11 protein-coding genes are annotated in these 18,973 nt (G+C 72.1%); 6 read left to right on the forward strand and 5 right to left on the reverse strand.

The window, feature by feature from the left end:
* Nucleotides 1-83: 83 nt before the first annotated feature.
* Complete coding sequence (locus FQY64_RS03805; RefSeq protein ID WP_146472386.1) at nt 84-1,448, reverse strand: glutamate--cysteine ligase; 1,365 nt, start codon at nt 1,446-1,448, stop codon at nt 84-86.
* Between the two features lie 79 nt (nt 1,449-1,527).
* Between FQY64_RS03805 and FQY64_RS03810 the strand changes: the two genes are divergently transcribed.
* The 3 genes from FQY64_RS03810 to FQY64_RS03820 all read left to right on the forward strand — a co-directional run bounded on the left by FQY64_RS03810 (nt 1,528) and on the right by FQY64_RS03820 (nt 5,259).
* Nucleotides 1,528-3,114, forward strand: coding sequence for a peptide ABC transporter substrate-binding protein (locus FQY64_RS03810; protein ID WP_186760842.1), 1,587 nt, complete (start codon nt 1,528-1,530; stop codon nt 3,112-3,114).
* A gap of 117 nt (nt 3,115-3,231) precedes the next feature.
* The gene (locus tag FQY64_RS03815; protein WP_146472388.1) at nt 3,232-4,152 is read left to right on the forward strand and encodes an ABC transporter permease subunit; all 921 of its coding nucleotides are present in this window, start codon (nt 3,232-3,234) and stop codon (nt 4,150-4,152) included.
* 90 nt (nt 4,153-4,242) lie between these two features.
* Nucleotides 4,243-5,259, forward strand: a complete 1,017-nt coding sequence (locus FQY64_RS03820) for a LacI family DNA-binding transcriptional regulator (RefSeq protein ID WP_146472389.1) — start codon at nt 4,243-4,245, stop codon at nt 5,257-5,259.
* A gap of 184 nt (nt 5,260-5,443) precedes the next feature.
* Here the strand turns inward: FQY64_RS03820 and FQY64_RS03825 are convergent, their stop codons facing one another.
* Genes FQY64_RS03825 through FQY64_RS03835 form a run of 3 tightly spaced genes read right to left on the reverse strand, consistent with a single transcriptional unit; the run spans nt 5,444 to nt 10,826 of the window.
* Nucleotides 5,444-7,132, reverse strand: a complete 1,689-nt coding sequence (locus tag FQY64_RS03825) for an alpha-amylase family glycosyl hydrolase (protein ID WP_146472390.1) — start codon at nt 7,130-7,132, stop codon at nt 5,444-5,446.
* Entirely contained in the window at nt 7,129-8,616 is a 1,488-nt protein-coding gene (locus FQY64_RS03830; RefSeq protein ID WP_146472391.1) for an MFS transporter, read from the reverse strand. Before FQY64_RS03830 ends, FQY64_RS03825 begins: the two co-directional genes overlap by 4 nt.
* Nucleotides 8,613-10,826 carry an alpha-L-rhamnosidase-related protein gene (locus FQY64_RS03835; RefSeq protein ID WP_146472392.1) on the reverse strand — a complete coding sequence of 738 codons (2,214 nt, stop codon included), beginning with the start codon at nt 10,824-10,826 and terminating at the stop codon, nt 8,613-8,615. Before FQY64_RS03835 ends, FQY64_RS03830 begins: the two co-directional genes overlap by 4 nt.
* 189 nt (nt 10,827-11,015) lie before the next feature.
* Here FQY64_RS03835 and FQY64_RS03840 point away from each other — a divergent pair, with 189 nt between their 5' ends.
* Entirely contained in the window at nt 11,016-12,635 is a 1,620-nt protein-coding gene (locus tag FQY64_RS03840; RefSeq protein ID WP_146472393.1) for an alpha-glucosidase, read from the forward strand.
* Between the two features lie 22 nt (nt 12,636-12,657).
* Here the strand turns inward: FQY64_RS03840 and FQY64_RS03845 are convergent, their stop codons facing one another.
* Nucleotides 12,658-14,175: a tryptophan halogenase family protein gene (locus tag FQY64_RS03845; protein WP_146472394.1), complete on the reverse strand. Its 1,518-nt coding sequence runs from the start codon at nt 14,173-14,175 to the stop codon at nt 12,658-12,660.
* Between the two features lie 71 nt (nt 14,176-14,246).
* Between FQY64_RS03845 and FQY64_RS03850 the strand changes: the two genes are divergently transcribed.
* Nucleotides 14,247-16,958 (forward strand): alpha-1,6-glucosidase domain-containing protein, encoded by a 2,712-nt coding sequence (locus FQY64_RS03850; protein WP_146472395.1) that lies wholly within the window; start codon nt 14,247-14,249, stop codon nt 16,956-16,958.
* Nucleotides 16,955-18,721 carry an alpha/beta hydrolase-fold protein gene (locus FQY64_RS14920; protein ID WP_146472396.1) on the forward strand — a complete coding sequence of 589 codons (1,767 nt, stop codon included), beginning with the start codon at nt 16,955-16,957 and terminating at the stop codon, nt 18,719-18,721. Before FQY64_RS03850 ends, FQY64_RS14920 begins: the two co-directional genes overlap by 4 nt.
* The last annotated feature ends 252 nt before the right edge of the window (nt 18,722-18,973 follow it).

Here is an 18,973-nt window from a genome sequence, read left to right on the forward strand (position 1 = left end):
CTGCCGCGGTGCGCAGGTCCAGTCCTGCCCGTTATCGGCAGCCTACCGAAAAGCTTGAATGTCGTCACACGACGGCGCGGCGCTCAGTAGGCGAACTCGCGGAAGACCGGATCGACCCGGCCCTGCCACGGGCCGTGGAACAGCGCCAGCTTGCGTTCGGCCGGCGTGATGCCGGCTTCGGCCAGCTCCATCAGCGGCGCGAGGTAGACCGTCTCGTCCGAGCCGTGGCGGCTTATGCGTGCGCGCCGGCGCAGGCCCTCGGCCGCGATCGCCAGCGTCTGCCGCGCCAGGTCGAGCACGGTGCCGCGGCGGAACGGCAGCTTGAGCGCGTGCCGCGGCACGCCGTCGCGCAGGGCGTGGCGTTCCTCGTGCGTGAAGTCCTTCACCAGATCCCACGCCGCATCGAGCGCGGCATCGTCGTACAGCAGGCCGACCCAGAACGCCGGCAGCGCGCAGATGCGGTTCCACGGTCCGGAATCGGCCCCGCGCATCTCCAGGTACTTCTTCAGCCGCACTTCGGGGAAGGCGGTGGTGCTGTGGTCGGCCCAGTCCTTGAGCGTGGGCCGGTGCCCCGGATACGCCGGCAGGCGGCCTTCGAGGTAGTCGCGGAACGACTGCCCGCTGGCGTCGATGTATTCGCCGTCGCGGTAGATGAAGTACATCGGCACGTCGAGCAGGTAGTCGACGTAGCGCTCGTAGCCGAAGCCGTCCTCGAACACGAAATCGAGCATGCCGGTGCGGTCCGGATCGGTATCGGTCCAGATGTGCGAGCGGTAGCTGAGGAAGCCGTTCGGCGCGCCGTCGGCGAACGGCGAATCGGCGAACAGCGCGGTGGCGACCGGCTGCAATGCGAGCGCGACGCGGAACTTCTTCACCATGTCGGCCTCGGAGCCGACATCGAGATTGACCTGCACCGTGCAGGTGCGCGTCATCATGTCCAGGCCGAGATTGCCGACCTTGGGCATGTAGGCGCGCATGATCCGGTAGCGCCCTTTCGGCATCCACGGCATGTCCTCGCGCCGCCACTTCGGCTGGAAGCCCATGCCGAGGAAGCCGAGCCCCATCGGCTCGGCCACCGCGCGCACCTCGCGCAGATGGCTGGACGCCTCGGCGCAGGTCTGGTGCAGGTTGTCCAGCGGCGCGCCGGACAGTTCGAGCTGGCCGGCCGGCTCGAGCGACACCGAGGCGCCGTGGCGCGTCAGCGCGATCACCCGGCCGTGCTCCTCCACCGGCTGCCAGCCGAAGCGCGTGAGCCCCTTCAGCAGCGCCTCGATCCCGCGCTCGCCGTCGAACGGCGGCGGGCGCAGGTCGTCGAAGTAGTAGCCGAACTTCTCGTGCTCGGTGCCGATCTTCCAGGCCTCGCGCGGGCGGATGCCCGAGGCGAGGAACTCGATGAGCTGGGCGCGGCTTTCGATGGGAACGTCTTGGACCTGGCTGGGACCGGACACTCGGACCTCGCGGGGGACACGGAGGGCCGCGCGCGTGCGTGGCCTACAATCGGCGAACCTCGGCAGTGTAGCCCCCGACTTGTCGCGAACAACGCCGATCCTGCAACGCATCGGTCTGGCGCTGTGGCTGGCGTTCACCTCGCCGTGGGCGTCCGCCGCCACGCTCGAACGCGGCAACGGACCGGAGCCCTCGACGCTGGACGCGCACCGCTGCCAGGAACTCGCCTGCGGCAACATCCTGCGCGATCTGTATGAAGGCCTCGTCACCGAGGACGCCGGCGGGCGGCTGGTGCCAGGCATGGCCGAGCGCTGGACGGTGTCCGCCGACGGCCGCACCTGGACCTTTCGCCTGCGCCCCGGCCTGCGCTGGAGCAACGGCGAAGCCCTCGACGCGCCGCAGGTGGTGGCGAGCTTCCGGCGCGCGTTCGCGCCCGCCACCGCGGCGCCGTTCGCCGAGCTGTTCGACGCGCTGGCGAACGCGCGCGAGGTGCAGGCCGGCCGAATGCCGCCCGAACGGCTCGGCGTGTCGGCACCGGACGCGCGCACGGTGGTGTTCCGGCTGACCCGCAGCGCCCCGCTGCCGGCGCTGCTGACGTTGCCGATCGCCTTCCCCGTCTATCTGCCGGCGGTCGAACGCCACGGCGCGCAGCACACCCGGCCGGGCACGCTGGTGAGCAACGGCGCCTACCGGCTGGCGGCGTGGACGCCGCAGGCGAACGTGCTGCTCGAGCGCAATCCGCATTTCCATGCCGCGCGCGCGGTGCGCATCGGGCGCGTGCGCTTCCACGTCACCGAGGACGCCGCCGCCGAGCTGCAGCGCTTCGCGGCGGGCGATCTGCACATCACCGAAACCGTGCCGCCGCAGCCGCTGCCGGCGCTGCGCGCGCGCTTCGGCGGGCAGTTGCGGATCAGCCCGTACGTCGGCGCGTTCTGGCTCGGCTTCAACCTCACCCGCCCGCCGTTGCGCGATGCGCCCGCGCTGCGCGAGGCGCTTTCGCTCGCGATCGACCGCGACCTGCTGGTGCGCCACGTCACCGGCTTCGGCGAGCGGCCGGCCTACGGCCTCGTGCCGCCGCTGCCGGGCTACGTGCCGGCACGCACCGTGTGGGCGACGCGCACGCAGGCCGAGCGCGTGGCACGGGCGCGCTCGCTGTACCGCCGCGCGGGCTATTCGGCGGCGAACCCGCTGACGATCGAGCTGCGCTACAACACCTCGACGCCCCACCGCCGGCTCGCGCTGGCGGTCGCGGCGATGTGGCGCGACACGCTCGGCGTGCGCGTGCGGCTGCGCAACGAAGAATGGAAGGTGTTCGTCGGCAACCGCAGGCAGCGGGCCATCACCCAGGTGTTCCGCGGCGGCTGGATCGGCGACGTCGCCGATCCGCGCAACTTCCTCGCCGCGTTCGGCAGCGACGGCCCGCTCAACTGGACCGGCTACGACGACGCCGGCTTCCGCGAACGGCTGGCGAAAGCCGACGCCGCACGCAGCGAAGCCGCCCGCAACGCCTGGCTGCGCGCGGCCGAGCAGCGCCTGCTCAACGCGCATGCGGTGGTGCCGCTGTACTTCTACACCTCCAAGCACCTGGTCAAGCCGCAGGTGCGCGGCTTCGAGGCCAACCCGCTGGACCGCCATGCGAGCCGGTGGATGTGGCTGGAGGGGGAGTGATGGATGAGCGGCGGGGATCCATGGACGTCGATCCGGTCCGCCGTTGAAGCATCGAGCCCTCCGCCAACACACCCGAACGCCCCGCGACGATCCCTGAGCCCCCGCCGACCGCCCCGCATGCTGAAACCCCTCGCCGCCCGCCTGCTCGAAGCGCTGCTGACGCTGTGGCTGCTGGCCACGCTGTGCTTCGTGCTGCTGCGCGCGGCGCCGGGCGGGCCGTTCGATGCCGAGAAGGCCGCGCCGCCGGAAGTCGAGGCCGCGCTTGCCGCGCAGTACCGGCTCGACCGCCCGCTGCCGGCGCAGTACGCGCTGTGGCTGGGCGATGTGGTGCGCGGCGATCTGGGGCCCTCGTTCCAGTACCCGGACTACACGGTCAACCAACTGGTCGGCCAGGCGCTGCCGGTGTCCGCGCTCAACGGCGGGCTGGCGTTGCTGCTGGCGTTGGCGCTCGGGGTGCCGCTCGGCGTGCTGGCGGCGCTGCGCCGCGGGCGCGCGCTCGACCGTGTGCTGATGTTCGGCGCGGGCCTCGGCCTGGCAGTGCCGAAGTTCGTCGCCGCGCCGCTGCTGGTGCTGCTGTTCGCGGTGACGCTGAAGTGGCTGCCGGCCGGCGGCTGGGGCGAGTGGCGGCACGTGGTGCTGCCGGTGATCGCGCTGGCGCTGCCCAACCTCGCCTGGTGCGCGCGGCTCACCCGCGCCTCGATGCTGGAAACGCTGTCGGCCGACTACCTGCGCGCGGCGCGCGCCCGCGGCCTGTCGGAGACGCGGCTGCTGTTCGCGCACGCGCTGCGGCCGGGCCTGCTGCCGGTCGTCGCGTGGCTGGCGCCGGCGCTGATCAACGTCGTCACCGGCTCGGCGGTGGTCGAGCAGGTGTTCGGCATCCCCGGAATGGGCCGCTACTTCGTGCAGGGCGCGCTCAATCGCGACTACACGCTCGTGCTCGGCGTGGTGCTGGTGGTGGGCGCGCTGATCGTGCTGATCGGCGCACTGGTCGACGCGCTGCGGGCGGCGCTCGATCCGCGCCTGCGCGAGGCGCGCTGAGCGGGCACGCGCCGCGCAGGGCGGGGCGGCGTGCACGGCAGGCGGGCGCGGACTACACTCGGGCCGGTTCATCCGGAAACAGCGACGACCATGCCCAAGAAAGGCCGGGCGACTTCGGTCGACATCGCCCATCTCGCCGGCGTCTCGCAGGCCACCGTCTCGCGCGTGCTGCGCGGCAGCCCGCTGGTGAGCGCGGAAACGCGCCGGCGCATCGAGGAACTGGTCCGCCAGTACAACTACAAGGTCGACAAGCACGCCTCCAGCCTGCGCACGCAGCGCGCGAGCACGCTGGCGCTGCTGCTGTTCGAGGACCCCTCGCCGGACGAGTCGCACATCAATCCGTTCTTCCTGTCGATGCTGGGCTCGATCACCCGCGCCTGCGCCCGGCACGGGCAGGACCTGCTGGTCTCGTTCCAGCAGTTCTCCGACGACTGGCACGCCGACTACGAGGACAGCAAGAAGGCCGACGGCCTGATCCTGCTCGGCTACGGCGATTACCTCGCCTACGAGGAGAAGCTGCGCAAGCTGGTCGAGCAGGGCACGCACTTCGTGCGATGGGGCGCGGTGCTGCCGGACCAGCCGGGCGTGTCGATCGGCTGCGACAACTTCGACGGCGGGCGCAAAGTCGGCGCGCATCTGGCCGAGCGCGGGCGACGCCGCGTCGCCTTCCTCGGCGAGGCGTCCAGCGGCTGTCCGGAGTTCCTCGAACGCCGGCGCGGCTGCGAGGAGGCGCTGCGCGAAGCAGGCGGCGCGGTGGTGGCGCAGTTCGATGCGGTCAGCTCGGAAGACGCCGGCGCATCGGCCGCACGCGCGCTGCTGGAAAGCGGCACCGCGTTCGATGCGGTGTTCGCCGCCAGCGACCTGATCGCGATCGGCGCGCTCGGCGCGTTCGCCGAGGCCGACGTGCGCGTGCCGGAGGACGTGGCGCTGGTCGGCTTCGACGATATCCCGATCGCCCGCTTCACCCGTCCCGCGCTGACCACGGTGTTCCAGGACACCCAGCGCGCCGGCGAGCTGCTGGTGGACTCGCTGATGCGCCTGATCCGCGGCGAGAGCGTGCACAGCGAGATGGTCCCGGCGCAGTTGGTGGTGCGGCAGTCGGCGTAGGCGCGCTCTGGCCTGCGTGCTGCGCGCCCTCACCCCAACCCCTCGTCCCACGTTGGGCTTCGCCTTCGCTCGGCCCAACCTGCGAATCGAGCGCGCGTAGGGGGCCTTGGCCCGCCGTTGTGCGATCACGGAGCAGCGGATGCAGCGATCCGCGTCCATCCGCGGTGATCCGTCGCTCACCCGCTCAGCGCCGCCCCTTGCGCGTCATCGCCTTGCGCAGCGCGGCGCGCAGGTCGGGGCGGGTTGGGGCGGCGTCGAGCAGGAACACTTCGACGTCGTGCGCGGCGACCGTCGTCTCGAGCGCGCTGCCTTCGGCCACGGTCACGGTGGTGCCGGCGAAGGCGGCCCGCCAGGCGCCCGGTTGCAGCCGCTCGCGGATCGCGAAGCGCGCCGGCGCATCGCCCTTGTTGAGCAGCACCAGCGCGATCTGCGCCGTGCCGCCATCGTCGAGCACGCGGTAGAACGCGGCGCGGTCGCCCTCGAACAGCAGGTTGATCTGCAGCCCGCGCTGCAATGCGGGCGTGGCCTCGCGCAGGCGCGCGATGCGGGTCAGGCGCTCGCGGATCGGATGGGTGCGCGCGCGGGCGATGTTCTCGACGCCGAAGTAGTTGCGGTTGCCGGCGTGCTCGGCCGTACCGCGTTCGAAGCCGATCTCCGAACCGTAGTAGATCACCGGAATGCCGCGCGCGGTGAACAGGAAGTTGTGCGCGTCGATGAAACCGGCATCGTCGGCGTCCATGCGCGGCATGTCGTGGTTGTCGTAGAAGGTCATCAGCTCGTACGGATTGGCGTACGGGCCGTCGGTCAGGTACAGCCGCGGCAGCAGGATCTCGAAGCCGGCGCGCTTGCGGCCGAACACCTCGATCAGACCTTCCTTCAGCGGAAAATCGAGCACGCTGACGTTGGCGTTCTCCGCCCAGGTGAACGGCGCGATGTTCGCGGCCTTGGTGTCGAACGCCTCGCCGAACATGAAGAAACCGGGATGCTCGGCGCGGATGCGGCGCGCGAACGCGTGCCAGAACGCCTGCGGCATGTGGCGGATGGTGTCGATGCGGAAGGCGTCGGCGCCCTGTGCGATCCACTGCGAGTACGCACCGACGAAGTAGTCCATCACCGCCGGGTTCCCGTCGTTGAGGTTGGACAACTGCACCAGGTCGCGCTTGGTGTGGAAGAAGCGGTGCAGCGGGTTGTTGGCCGGATCGAGCCGCTCCGGCGGCAGGTTCTGGTGATCGGCGACCAGCCGGCCCTCGGCGTCGTAGATCTCGCCGAACTTCGGCTGGTCCACCGGCATCGTGAACGAGGGCGAGCCGTGATTGGCGACGATGTCGAGCACGGTCTTCAGCCCGTGCGCCTCGAGACCGGCGTCGAGCGCGCGGAAGTCCAGGCCCGGGCTCGGCAGGTGCTCGTCCAGCCGGTAGAAGTTCACGCCCCAGTAGCCGTGATAGCCGGTCTTGCCGCGGTCCTGGAACAGGCCGCCCCACTTCACCTCGTCGCCGCCGGTGAAGGCCTCGTCCGGGTTGTCGACGATCGGCGTGATCCACACCGCGCCGAAGCCCATCTCGCGGATGTAGCCGGCGTGGTCGAGCAGGCCTTTGAAGTCGCCGCCGAGGTAGCCGATGTTGTCGCTGCGGCCGGGCGGGCCGCCGGGCACCGGGCGGTCGAAGGTGCGGTTGGCGCCGCCCTGGTCGCGGTGGTCGTTGGACGGATCGCCGTTGACGAAGCGGTCGGTCAGCACGAAGTACACCGCGCGGCTCGCGAACGGTTCGCGGGTGCCGTAGAACGCTTCGGCTGCGCGCTCGCGCGGCGCGCTGGCGCAGGCGGCGAGCAGTGTGGCCGCGAGGGCGAGCGAGGCGCTCCGGGGGAAGGACGTCATGCGGGCTGCTCCTCCAGGACGAGGGCCGGTTCGCGCACCCACAGCACGCACAGGCCGGAGACGATCATGCTGACGCCGCCGATCGCCAAGGCGTAGATCGGCTGCCCCGCGAAACCGGCCTTCAGCAGGAAGCCGAGCACGCTGGCGGCGACGAGCTGCGGGATCACGATGAAGAAGTTGAAGATGCCCATGTACACGCCCATCTTCGCCGCCGGCACGCTGTCGGAAAGCAGCGCGTAGGGCAGCGACAGGATCGACGCCCAGGCGAAGCCGACGCCGACCATCGACAGCAGCAGCCAGTCGGGATCGCGGATCCACAGGAACGACAGCAGGCCGAGCCCGCCGAGCGCGCAGTTGATCAGATGCGTCAGCCGCAGGCCGAGCCGGCGCGTCATCGGCGGGATCAGCACCGCCGCCAGCGCGGCGAAGCCGTTGTAGGCGGCGAACAGCACGCCGACCCAGTTCGCGCCCTCGTTGTACGCGGCCGAGGTGGTGTCGCTGCTGCCGAAGTGCACCGAGGTCACCGCGCCGGTGGTGTAGATCCACATCGCGAACAGCGCGAACCAGGAGAAGAACTGCACCACCGCGAGCCGGCGCATCGTGCCGGGCATGGTCTGCAGGTCGCGCATGATGCCGGCGAACATGCGCTCGGGCCGTGCGCGGCGGGCGAGCAGGAACAGCGCGCCGACCGCGGCGAGGCCGCCCGCGAGCACGTAGAGCTGGCGGTCGAGCGCGAACTGGCGGATCGCCGCCACGCCGGCAAGCCCGATCGCCAGCAGCGCGATCGCCAGCCCCGGCCCGCGCGCCGGCGGGGCTTGATCGCGCACCGGCGGCTGGGCGTCGTCGAACCGCGCCAGTTGCTCCGGCGGATACTCGCGCGTGCTGAGCACGGTCCACAGGATCGCGCCGAACATCACCGCACCGCCCAGGTAGAACGCGTAGCGCACGGTGTCCGGCACCTCGCCGGCGGCGGCGGTGTTGCCGACGCCGGCCTTCGCCAGCAGCCACGGCAGCAGGCTCGCCACCACCGAGCCGACGCCGATGAAGAAGCTCTGCATCGCGTAGCCGCCGGCGCGCTGCGCGGGCGGCAACTGGTCGCCGACGAAGGCGCGGAACGGCTCCATCGAGACGTTGATCGAGGCATCGAGGATCCACAGCAGGCCGGCGGCGATCCACAGCGTCGGCGAGTTGGGCATCGCGAAGAGCGCCAGCGTCGCCAGCACCGCGCCGATCAGGAAGTACGGCCGGCGCCGGCCGAGCCGGGTCCAGGTGCGATCGGACAGGTAGCCGACGATCGGCTGCACCAGCAGCCCGGTCAGCGGCGCGGCGATCCACAGCATCGGGATGTCGTCCATCGGCGCGCCGAGCGTCTCGAAGATCCGGCTGACGTTCGCGTTCTGCAGCGCGAAGCCGAACTGGATGCCCAGGAAGCCGAAGCACATGTTCCAGATCTGCCAGAACGACAGCCGGGGTTTCGCGGTCATTCGCGTTCCTCGTCGATGGGCGCGGCGTCGATCGGCTCGATCACCAGCGCCTGGATGTCCGCCGCGTTCAGCGGCCCGCTCTCGCCGCCCGCGCCGCCGGTGTAGCGGGCGAAGTGGTCGAGATCGCTCATGTTGAGCCCGTCCTCCAGCGCGAAGCGGCAGTCCGCGCCGGCGGCCGCGCGGAACGTCCACGCGGTGGAATCCTGCACCCGCACGCTGTGCGGCATCACCACCGGGCCGGCCTGCACGGGCTGGTCCGCGCATGCGATGCGCCAGCGTTTCACCGCGGCGGTGATCCCGGTGTTGATCGGCCCGTGCGGATTGGCGTAACGCAGGTGCAGCCGGTAGCGGCCCGCGCGTGGCGCCTGCCAGCGCCAGTCGCCGCGGCCGGGCAGCACGTGCTCGGGGCCGAGGCAGCGCATGGGGCCGTGCAGCGATTCCAGCCCGCGCGCATCCACGCGGGTGAGGCTCAGGCAACGGCGGGCGCCGCGGTCGGCGAGCAGGTGCTCCGTGGCGGTGGCGCCCGCCTCGGCCACGCGCCGGCCATCGACGTACAGCCGCGTGTGCGCCGGCAGCGCGATGCGCCATTGCGTCCCCGCTGCGGTCACCTGTGGCGCGTCCGGCGCGGGGGGCGCGACCAGCGCGGCGTCGAGCGGCGCATCCGCCGCAGCGGCGGCCGGCGTGCCCACCAGCTGCACGCGCAGCGTGTCGCCCTGCACCTGCATGGGACCTGCGACCAGCAACGCGCCCTCCGCATCGCGCGGGCGCAGCAGCGTCACCGTGCGCCGGCCGAGCCGCAGCGAGATCGCTTCGCGCTCGCCGAACAGCAGCGGCAGCAGCGCGCGCGGCAGCTTCGGCACGACCTGGCCGTCCGCCTGCAGGCCGAACACGCCCTGGATGACCATGTCGAGGTAGCCGGCGAGCGACCACAGTTGCCGCTCCGAGTTCACCACCGGTCCGCTCAGCGCGCCGTCCTCGACGCGCACGGCCTGGGTGGTCAGCTCGTAGTTCTCCATGTGCGAGCCGGCCAGCGCCGCGCCGCGCATCAGCGAGCGGATCTCGTGCTCGATGCGCCCGGCATCGCCGGTCATGCGCGCGGCACGCAGGGCATAGGCGCTGACGAACGGCCAGATCGCGCGGTTGTGGTAGATCGCCACGCCCGGCTGCTGCGGCCAGATCACCGGACTGCCGGCCTCGGCGTGCGGATAGCGGGCCAGTGCGCGCCGCGCGCGTTCCGGCGGCGCGATGCCGGCGGTGACGACCAGCGCGGTGCCGAGCAGGTCGTAGGCCTCGAACGGCACCGGGTGCGCGGCGGAGCCGATGTAGCTCATGTACAGCCCGCGGTCCTCGCGCCAGAAGCGGGCATCGATGGCGCGGCGCAGGGCGTCCGCCTGGCGGGCGTATTCCGTCGCGCGCGCATCGCCACGCCCGCGCGCCATCCTCTCGGCCAGCCGCAGCGCGCGGTAGTGCAGCACGTTGGTGGACAGCGCGAACGATTCGGCGATGAAGCGCACGTCGTCCCTCGTCCACGGCGGGTAGCTCTGCTCGCGCCAGTCGAGGAACGAGGTCTCGCCGCGGTAGAGGCCGACCTGCGGATCGAACGCATAGACGCGGTCGTGCGCGAGCGTGTCGGTCAGCGCGCGCCAGACCTCCTCGGCGAACGCCGGATCGCCCAGCAGCGATTCGGCGGCGAGGAACCACACCACGCGGTCGGTGCTGACCGGCCAACTGCCGCCGCTGCCGGTGTCCTGCGCGACCACGCGCGCGGCCGGCAGCTTCGGGTTGCGCACATCGCCCAGCTTGAAGCGCAGCGCGGCGCGCGTGCGCTCGGGCTCCAGCCGCGCCAGCGCCAGATCGGCGGCATAGGACACGTCGCGCGTCCACACGTACGGCCACTTCTCGCCGGTCTCGAAGCACTCGCAGGGAATCGGTGCACCGTGCGCGAACGCGCCGTCGCGGATGACCTCGACCTTGGCCTGCTCCAGCTCCGCCTGCGCGAGCGCGAACAGCGCATCGAACATCGGACTTGCGGTCTCGCTGCGCAGGCGCGGCGCGGGGATCGTCACCTCGCGCTCCGGCGTGCGCAGGCGATAGCCGTCGGCGACGACGTGCGCGCTCGCCTCGCGTCCGCGCCAGCGGATGGCGTCGGCGTCGGGCGCCTGCGCGGTCGCCGCCGCGGTGGCGGCCACCAGCCAGAAGGTGATGCTCATGCGCGCGCGGCGTCTCCTCGTTCGCGGCCGGGCCGCGTCGCGTCCGCATGGTAGTGCGGCGCCGCTTTGCACAATTCCGCATGAATACGTATTCATGCGATCGCCCGCGACACGGACGCGATGTGCGACCGCGCGGCGTGGAATAGTGCGCGCCTCGCGAGTGCATCGGACGAACGACGAGTACGACGGATGGCGACGGCACCCTGGTGGCGCGGCGCGGTGATCTACCAGATCTACCCGCGCAGCTTCCGCGACAGCGACGGCGACGGCATCGGCGATCTGCCGGGCATCCTCGAGAAGCTCGACTACGTGGCGGGCCTCGGCGTCGATGCGATCTGGATCTCGCCGTTCTTCAAGTCGCCGATGGCCGACTTCGGCTACGACATCGCCGATTACCGCGCGGTCGATCCGATGTTCGGCACGCTGGAGGATTTCGACCGCGTGCTGCAACGCGCGCATGCGCTCGGCCTGAAGGTGATGATCGACCAGGTGCTGAGCCATACCTCCGACCAGCACCCGTGGTTCCAGCAAAGCCGGCAGAGCCGCGACAACCCAAAGGCCGACTGGTACGTCTGGGCCGACGCCAAGCCGGACGGCTCGCCGCCCAACAACTGGCTGTCGATTTTCGGCGGCGTGGCCTGGCAGTGGGAGCCGCGGCGCGGGCAGTACTACCTGCACAACTTCCTGACCTCGCAGCCGGACCTCAACTTCCACAATCCGGAGGTGCGGCGCGCGGTGCTGGACAACGTCGAGTTCTGGCTTCAGCGCGGCGTCGACGGCCTGCGGCTGGATGCGATCAACTTCTGCTTCCACGACCGCCTGCTGCGCGACAACCCGCCCAAGCCGCCGGAGCTGCGCGTCGGGCGCGGCTTCAGCCCCGACAACCCGTACGCGTTCCAGTACCACTGGCACAACAACACGCAGCCGGAGAACCTCGCTTTCCTCGAGGAGCTGCGCGCGCTGATGGACCGCTATCCGGGCACCGCCGCGCTGGGCGAGATCTCCTCCGAGGATTCGCTGGCGACGATGGACGAGTACACCCGCGCCGGTCGCCTGCACATGGGCTACAGCTTCGAGCTGCTGACCGAGGACGCCTCGGCCGCCTACATCCGCGCCACCGTCGAGCGGCTGGAGGCGCAGATGAAGGAAGGCTGGCCGTGCTGGTCGATCAGCAACCACGACGTCGCCCGCGTGGCCAGCCGCTGGCATCCGGGCGGCACGGTGCCGCCGCACTTCGCCACCCAACTGAGCGCGATGGTGTGCTCGCTGCGCGGCTCGGTGTGCGTGTACCAGGGCGAGGAACTGGGGCTGCCGGAAGCGGAGCTGCCGTTCGAGGCGTTGCAGGACCCCTACGGCATCGCGTTCTGGCCCACCTTCAAGGGCCGCGACGACTGCCGCACGCCGATGCCGTGGACCGACGCGCCCGATGCCGGCTTCAGCAGCGGCCGGCCGTGGCTGCCGGTGCCCGAGGCGCACCGGCCGCTGGCGGTGTCGCGGCAGGAGGCCGACCCGGCCTCGCCGCTCAACGCGTTCCGCCGCTTCCTGCGCTGGCGGCGCGCGCAGCCGGTGCTGGTGCACGGCGACATCGCCTTCCTCGACGCGCCCGAACCGCTGCTGGCGTTCCGCCGCACGCACGCCGGCAGCGCCGTGCTGGCGGTGTTCAACCTCGGCGAGCGCGAGGCGCGCTGGCCCCTGCCGGACGGCTGCCGGCCGCGCGCGCTGGACGGCCACGGCCTGCCGACCGGCGTGATCGACGGCAGCGTGCTGGTGCTGCCGCCGCGCGGCGTCTACTTCGGCCGCCTCGACTGAGCCGGGCGTGCGCGCACGCCGCCTACGCGACCGCTTCCGTCCGCGCCGCGCAATGGCGGGCGATGAAGTCCTCGTGCGCCGGCATCACGCCGACCGCGTTGTCGAGCACGGCTTTGGTGCGCGCCATGAACTCCGCCAGCTCGTCCGCGCCGAGACCATCGACGATCGGATGATGATGCGCGGGCAGGATGCGCTGGCCGACCATCACCTGCAGCCAGCCGACCTCGGTGAACAGCTCCTCGCGTTCGCGCACGATGCGGCCGCTGCTGCGGAACAGGTCGAGCTTGGCCTGCAGGGTGTCCGGGATCGCCATCGAGCGGCATTCGCGCCAGAACGGCGTGTCCTCGCGCTCGGTGGCGATGTAGTGCAGGATCAGGAAATCGCGCGCGCGCTCGAACTCGAAGCGGCTCTGCCGGTTGTATTCGGCGATCTCCACCGGGCTGAAGCGGCGGTCGGGGAACAGCGCCACCAGCCGCGCGATGCCGGCCTGGATGAAGTGGATGCTGGTCGATTCCAGCGGCTCCATGAAGCCGCTCGCCAGACCGATCGCCACCACGTTGCGGTTCCAGAACTGCCGGCGCATGCCGGTGACGAAGCGCAGCGGACGCGGCTCGGCCAGCGGCGCGCCGTCGAGATGGGCGAGCAGCGTCGCGGCCGCCTCGTCGTCGCTGACGAAGCGGCTGCAATAGACGTAGCCGTTGCCGATCCGGTGCTGCAGCGGAATGCGCCACTGCCAGCCGGCGGCGCGCGCGGTGGCGCGGGTGTACGGCGTCAGCGGCCGCACCGGTTCGCACGGCACCGCCAGCGCGCGGTCGCACGGCAGCCAGTGCGACCAGTCCTCGTAGCCGGTCTTCAGCGCCTGCTCGATCAGCAGCCCGCGGAAGCCGGAGCAGTCGACGAACAGCTCGCCCTCGATGCGTTCGCCGCTTTCCAGCACCACCGCCTCGACGAAGCCGTCCTCGGCGCGCAGGCGCACGTCGCGGATGCGGCCTTCGGTGCGGCGCACGCCGAGGCGCTCGGCGTACTCGCGCAGGTAGCGCGCGTACAGCCCGGCGTCGAAATGGAAGGCGTAGGCGATGCGGCCCAGCGGCGAATCGGGCATCGCCACCGGCCGCATGAAACGGTTTCGCACGCCGGCCAGGTTGGCGAACACGTAATCGCCCAGCGGGCCCGCGCGGCCCATCCGGTGCGCCTTCGCCCAGTACTGGTGGAACGGCACCAGGCCGAGATCGCGTCCGCCGACCGGGCCGAACGCATGCATGTAGACGTCGCCCGGCCGCGCCCAGTCGACGAACTGGATGCCGAGCTTGAACGTGCCCTGCGTGCGGCGCACGAAGTCGTCCTCGTCCAGCCCGAGCAGGGCGTTGAACAGGCGGATCTGCGGAATCGTCGCCTCGCCCACGCCGACCGTGCCGATCTCGTCGGACTCGATCAGGCGGATGCGCAACTGCGTCCCCATCAGCTTCGCCAGCGCGGCGGCGGTCATCCAGCCGGCCGTGCCACCGCCGACGATCACCACATCGCGAACCGGACCGTCCATCCCCTCACCCTGCGTCTGCAAGCCCGGGCAGCCTACGCGATGCCGCGGGCGCACGAACACGAGGCGATCGCATGAAGACGTATTCATCCGCCGGGCTGGCGCTCGGGCTGGCGCTATCGCTCACCGCCCGCGCGCACGCCGGCCCGCCGCTGGCGACCTGCGACCAGGACGTGCCGGCGCGGACGCTGATCGCGCAACGCGATGGCGAAACGCCGCCCGCGCGCGCGCACTGGCTCGACGGCCGGCGCCTGCGCTGGCCGGGGGCGCCGGCCGACGCCCGCTATGCGCTCTACGTCTCGCACGCCGCCGCGCTGGTCGCCAAGCCGGGCGCGCCGGTGGCGGGGTCCGACCAGCGCCTCGCACTCGAGGCGGACGACGAACCGCTGCCGCCCGCGCTCGCCGCGCGCTTCCGCTTCGTCGGCGACGGTGCGGCGTTGCGCCTGCGCGACGCGGACGAGGCGGCGCTGCGCGCGCTGCACCGCGGCCAGGTGCTGCTGGTGCGCGAGGACGACGCCGGCCGCGTGCTGGAAGCCACCCGCCTCCAGCACGCCGGCGCGCTCGACGATCTGTTCGCCGCCGCCGAGCCGCTCGCCTTCGGCGCGTTCCCCACGCCGGCGCAGACGCTGTTCCGGCTGTGGGCGCCGACCGCGCGCGCGGTGTCGGTCTGCCTGTATCCGGACGCCGCCGCGCCCGCGCGCGAACGGCGCGCGCTGCGCCTCGATCCGCGCACCGGCGCGTGGTCGCTGGCGCTGCCCGGCGACCGCAGCGGCGCGTACTACCGCTATCTGGTGGAGGTGTACGTGCCGGGCGTGGGCATCGTCCGCAACGCGGTCACCGACCCGTACTCGGTCAGCCTGAGCGCCGATTCGCGACGCAGCTACGTGGCCGACCTCGACGCGCCCGCGCTCAAGCCCGCCGGCTGGGACGGCGCGCCGCGGCCCGCGCCGCTGACGGCCATGACCGATCTGGCGGTGTACGAACTGCACGTGCGCGACTTCTCGCGCGACGACGCCACCGTGCCGGTCGCCCACCGCGGCAAGTACCTCGGCTTCACCCACCCCGACAGCGCGGGCATGCGCCACCTGCGCGCGCTGGCCGAAGCCGGCATCACCGACGTGCACCTGCTGCCGGTGTTCGACATCGCCACCGTGCCGGAGCGCGGCTGCGCGACGCCCGCCATTCCGCGCGCCGCGCCCGACGGCGAGGCGCAGCAGGCGGCGGTGACGGCCGCGAAGGCGCGCGACTGTTTCAACTGGGGTTACGACCCCTACCACTTCAACGCGCCGGAAGGCAGCTACGCGACCGACGCCGACGACGGCGCGGTGCGCGTGCGCGAGTTCCGCGCGATGGTGATGGCGCTGCACGCGGCCGGCCTGCGCGTGGGCATGGACGTGGTCTACAACCACACCACGACCTCGGGCCAGGCGCCGACTTCGGTGCTCGATCGCATCGTGCCGGGCTACTACCACCGGCTCGACGCCGACGGCCGGGTGGAACGCAGCACCTGCTGCGAGAACACCGCCACCGAGCACCGCATGATGGCCAAGCTGATGATCGACTCGGCGGTGCTGTGGGCGAAGCACTACCGCATCGACTCGTTCCGCTTCGACCTGATGGGCCACCAGCCGCGCGAGGCGATGGAGCGCCTGCAGCGCGCGGTGGACGCCGCGGCCGGCCGCCGCATTCCGCTGATCGGCGAGGGCTGGAACTTCGGCGAGGTCGCCGACGGCGCGCGTTTCGTGCAGGCGGCGCAGCTTTCGCTGGCCGGCGCCGGCATCGCCACCTTCAGCGACCGCGCGCGCGATGCGATCCGCGGCGGCGGGCCGTCCGACCGCGGCGAGGCGCTGGTCGGCCGCAAGGGCTACGTCAACGGCGGCGCGGAAGGCGACGAGGCGCGCCGTCTGGCGGATCTGGTCCGCGCGGGCCTGGCCGGCACGCTGCGCGACTACCGCCTGACCCCCGCGGACGGTCGCGAGGCGACGCTCGCGCAGCTCGACTACAACGGCCAGCCGGCCGGCTACGCCAGCGCGCCGGGCGAAGTGGTGAACTACGTCGAGAACCACGACAACCAGACGCTGTTCGACATCAACGCGTTCAAGCTGCCGCGCGACACCTCGCCCGAGGACCGCGCGCGCGTGCAGGTGCTGGCGTTCGCGCTCAACGCCTTCAGCCAGGGCGTGGCGTACTTCCACGCCGGCGGCGAGCTGCTGCGCTCCAAATCGCTCGACCGCAACAGCTTCGATTCCGGCGACTGGTTCAACCCGCTGGACTGGAGCGGCGCCGACAACGGCTTCGGCCGCGGTCTGCCGCCGCGCGAAGGCAACGGCGAGGACTGGCCGTGGATGCGTCCGCTGCTGGCCGATGCGCGCATCCGGCCGGGGGCCCGCGAGATCGCGTTCGCGCGTGGCGCGTTCCTCGACCTGCTGCGCATCCGCCGCAGTTCCCGCCTGTTCCGCCTGCGCACCGCCGACGAGGTGCAGGCGCGGCTGCGTTTCCCGAACAGCGGGCCGGGGCAGAACCCGGCGGTGATGGCCGGCCACCTCGACGGCCGCGGCCTGCCGGAGGCCGGCTTCGCCGAAGTGCTGTATCTGGTGAACGTCGCGCCGACACCGCAGACGCTGACGTTGCGCGAACTGCGCGGGCGTCCGTTCGTGCTGCATCCCGTCCATCGCGCGCCGGACGCCGCCGACCTTCGTGCGCGCGAGGCGCGCTTCGAGGCCGCCAGCGGCCGCGTCCACGTGCCCGCGCGCACGGCCGTCGTCTTCGTGGTGGAGTCGCGATGAGAATCCTGCTGCTGATCCTGCTGCTCGCGCTCGCGCCGCTCGCCGCGGCGAAGACCGCCGCGCTGCCGGCGCCGGAGGTGCTGCACCTCGACGCGCCCGGCGTGTCCGCGTCGCCCCTGCGGGTGCGGGTGTACCGTCCGCCCGCGATGCCGGCCGACGCGCGGCTGCCGGTGCTGTACGTGCACGACGGCCAGGACATGGAGGCGGTGGAACTGACCGCCACGCTGCGGCGGCTGTACGACGAAGGCGCGATCCGCCCGCTGCTGGTGGTGGCGATCGACATGCCGCCGGATCGCATGGCGGCGTACGGCTTCTCCGATCGCGCCGCGCAGCGCAGCCTGCCGGCCACGACCGCGCACGGCGCCGTCGGCGCACGCGCCCATGCCTACGCCGAATGGGTGGCGCGCACGCTGGTGCCGGCGATCGACGCGCGCTACCCCACCCGCGCCGCGCCGGACGGCCGCGCGACGCTGGGCTGGTCGCTCGGTGCGGTGGCGGCGTTCAACCTCGGCTGGCAGTACCCCGAGCTGTTCGGGCGCGTCGGCGGCTTCTCGCCGTCGTTCTGGCTGGCGGAGGACCGCAGCACGCCGCAGAGCGCGCAGCGCACGCGGATCGCGCACCGTCGGGTGGACGCCGGGCCCGCACGCTTCGGGCTCAAGCTGTTCTTCGCCGTCGGCGATGCGGAGGAGCACGACGACCGCGATGGCGACGGCAGCAACGACGCGCTCGACGACGTGCGCGAGCTCGCGCTCGGCTGGGACGACGCCGGCACGCCGCGCAAGGGACTGCGCCAGCTCGGCTATCCGGTGAACCCCGACCACGCCGCACGCGCGACGCGCGCCGACGTGGCGCTGTACGTGCTGCCGGGCGGCGAGCACCGGCAGGCGAGCTGGGCGCGCATGCTGCCGGTGTTCCTGCGTTGGGCCTATGCGCTGCGCGCGCCGGGGATCGACGCCACCGGCACGGTCGAAGGCTGGCAGGACCTGCCCTCGCGCTTCGTCGCCATGCGCAACGTCGACGTCTGGCTGCCGCCGTCCTACGGCCGCGACCCGAAGCGCCGCTACCCGGTGCTGTACATGCACGACGGCCAGAACCTGTTCGATCCCGTGCTGTCCTACACCGGCATCGACTGGGACGTGGACGGCGCGATGACGCGGCTGGTCGCCGCCGGCCGCGTGCGCGAGGCGATCGTGGTCGGCATCTGGAACACGCCGCTGCGCTTCCACGAATACATGCCGCGAAAGCCGCTCGGCGCGCGTACGCTGCCGCCGCTGTCCGACCTGCCGGCGCTCGGCGCCGCGGACCTGCGTTCGGATGCCTACCTGCGGTTCCTGGTCGAGGAACTGAAGCCCTTCATCGACCGCACCTACCGCACCCGGCCCGGCCGCAAGGACACGTTCGTGATGGGCTCGAGCATGGGCGGGCTGATCTCGCTGTACGCGCTTGCCGAGTATCCGCGGGTGTTCGGCGGCGCCGGCGCGGTGTCGACCCATTGGCCGGTCGGCGATGGCCTGATGATCGACTGGCTCGGCACCCACCTGCCCGCGCCCGGTTCGCACCGCCTCTATTTCGACCACGGCACCGCGACGCTCGATGCCCAGTACGCGCCCTATCAGCGGCGCATGGATGCCCTCCTGCGCGAACTCGGCTGGCGCGAGGGCCGCGACTTCCGCACCCGCGTGTTCGAAGGCGCCGAACACAACGAACGCGCCTGGCGCGACCGCCTGCACGAGCCGCTCGAATTCCTGCTCGGCACCCGGTAGGGCTACGGCACGCCGCACCGCTTGCCCCCACTCCCCCGCTTGCGGGAGAGAAGCGCCTATGTTGACGCGGCCGGCCGGCTGCCGGCCCTCTCCCCCGCTCGCGGGGGAGAGGGTCGAGGTGAGGGGGCGCGCCGAAGGCGCACGCGGTTGGCCGCGTGCCGGCAACACCTCGCTCTTGCGCCCTTCGACAAGCTCAGGGCGAGCGGGTGACAGGGCTCAGCCTTGGCGCTCGTCCTTCGACAGGCTCAGGAC

This window comes from Vulcaniibacterium thermophilum, from assembly GCF_007923255.1.
Lineage (GTDB): Bacteria > Pseudomonadota > Gammaproteobacteria > Xanthomonadales > Xanthomonadaceae > Lysobacter_F > Lysobacter_F thermophilum.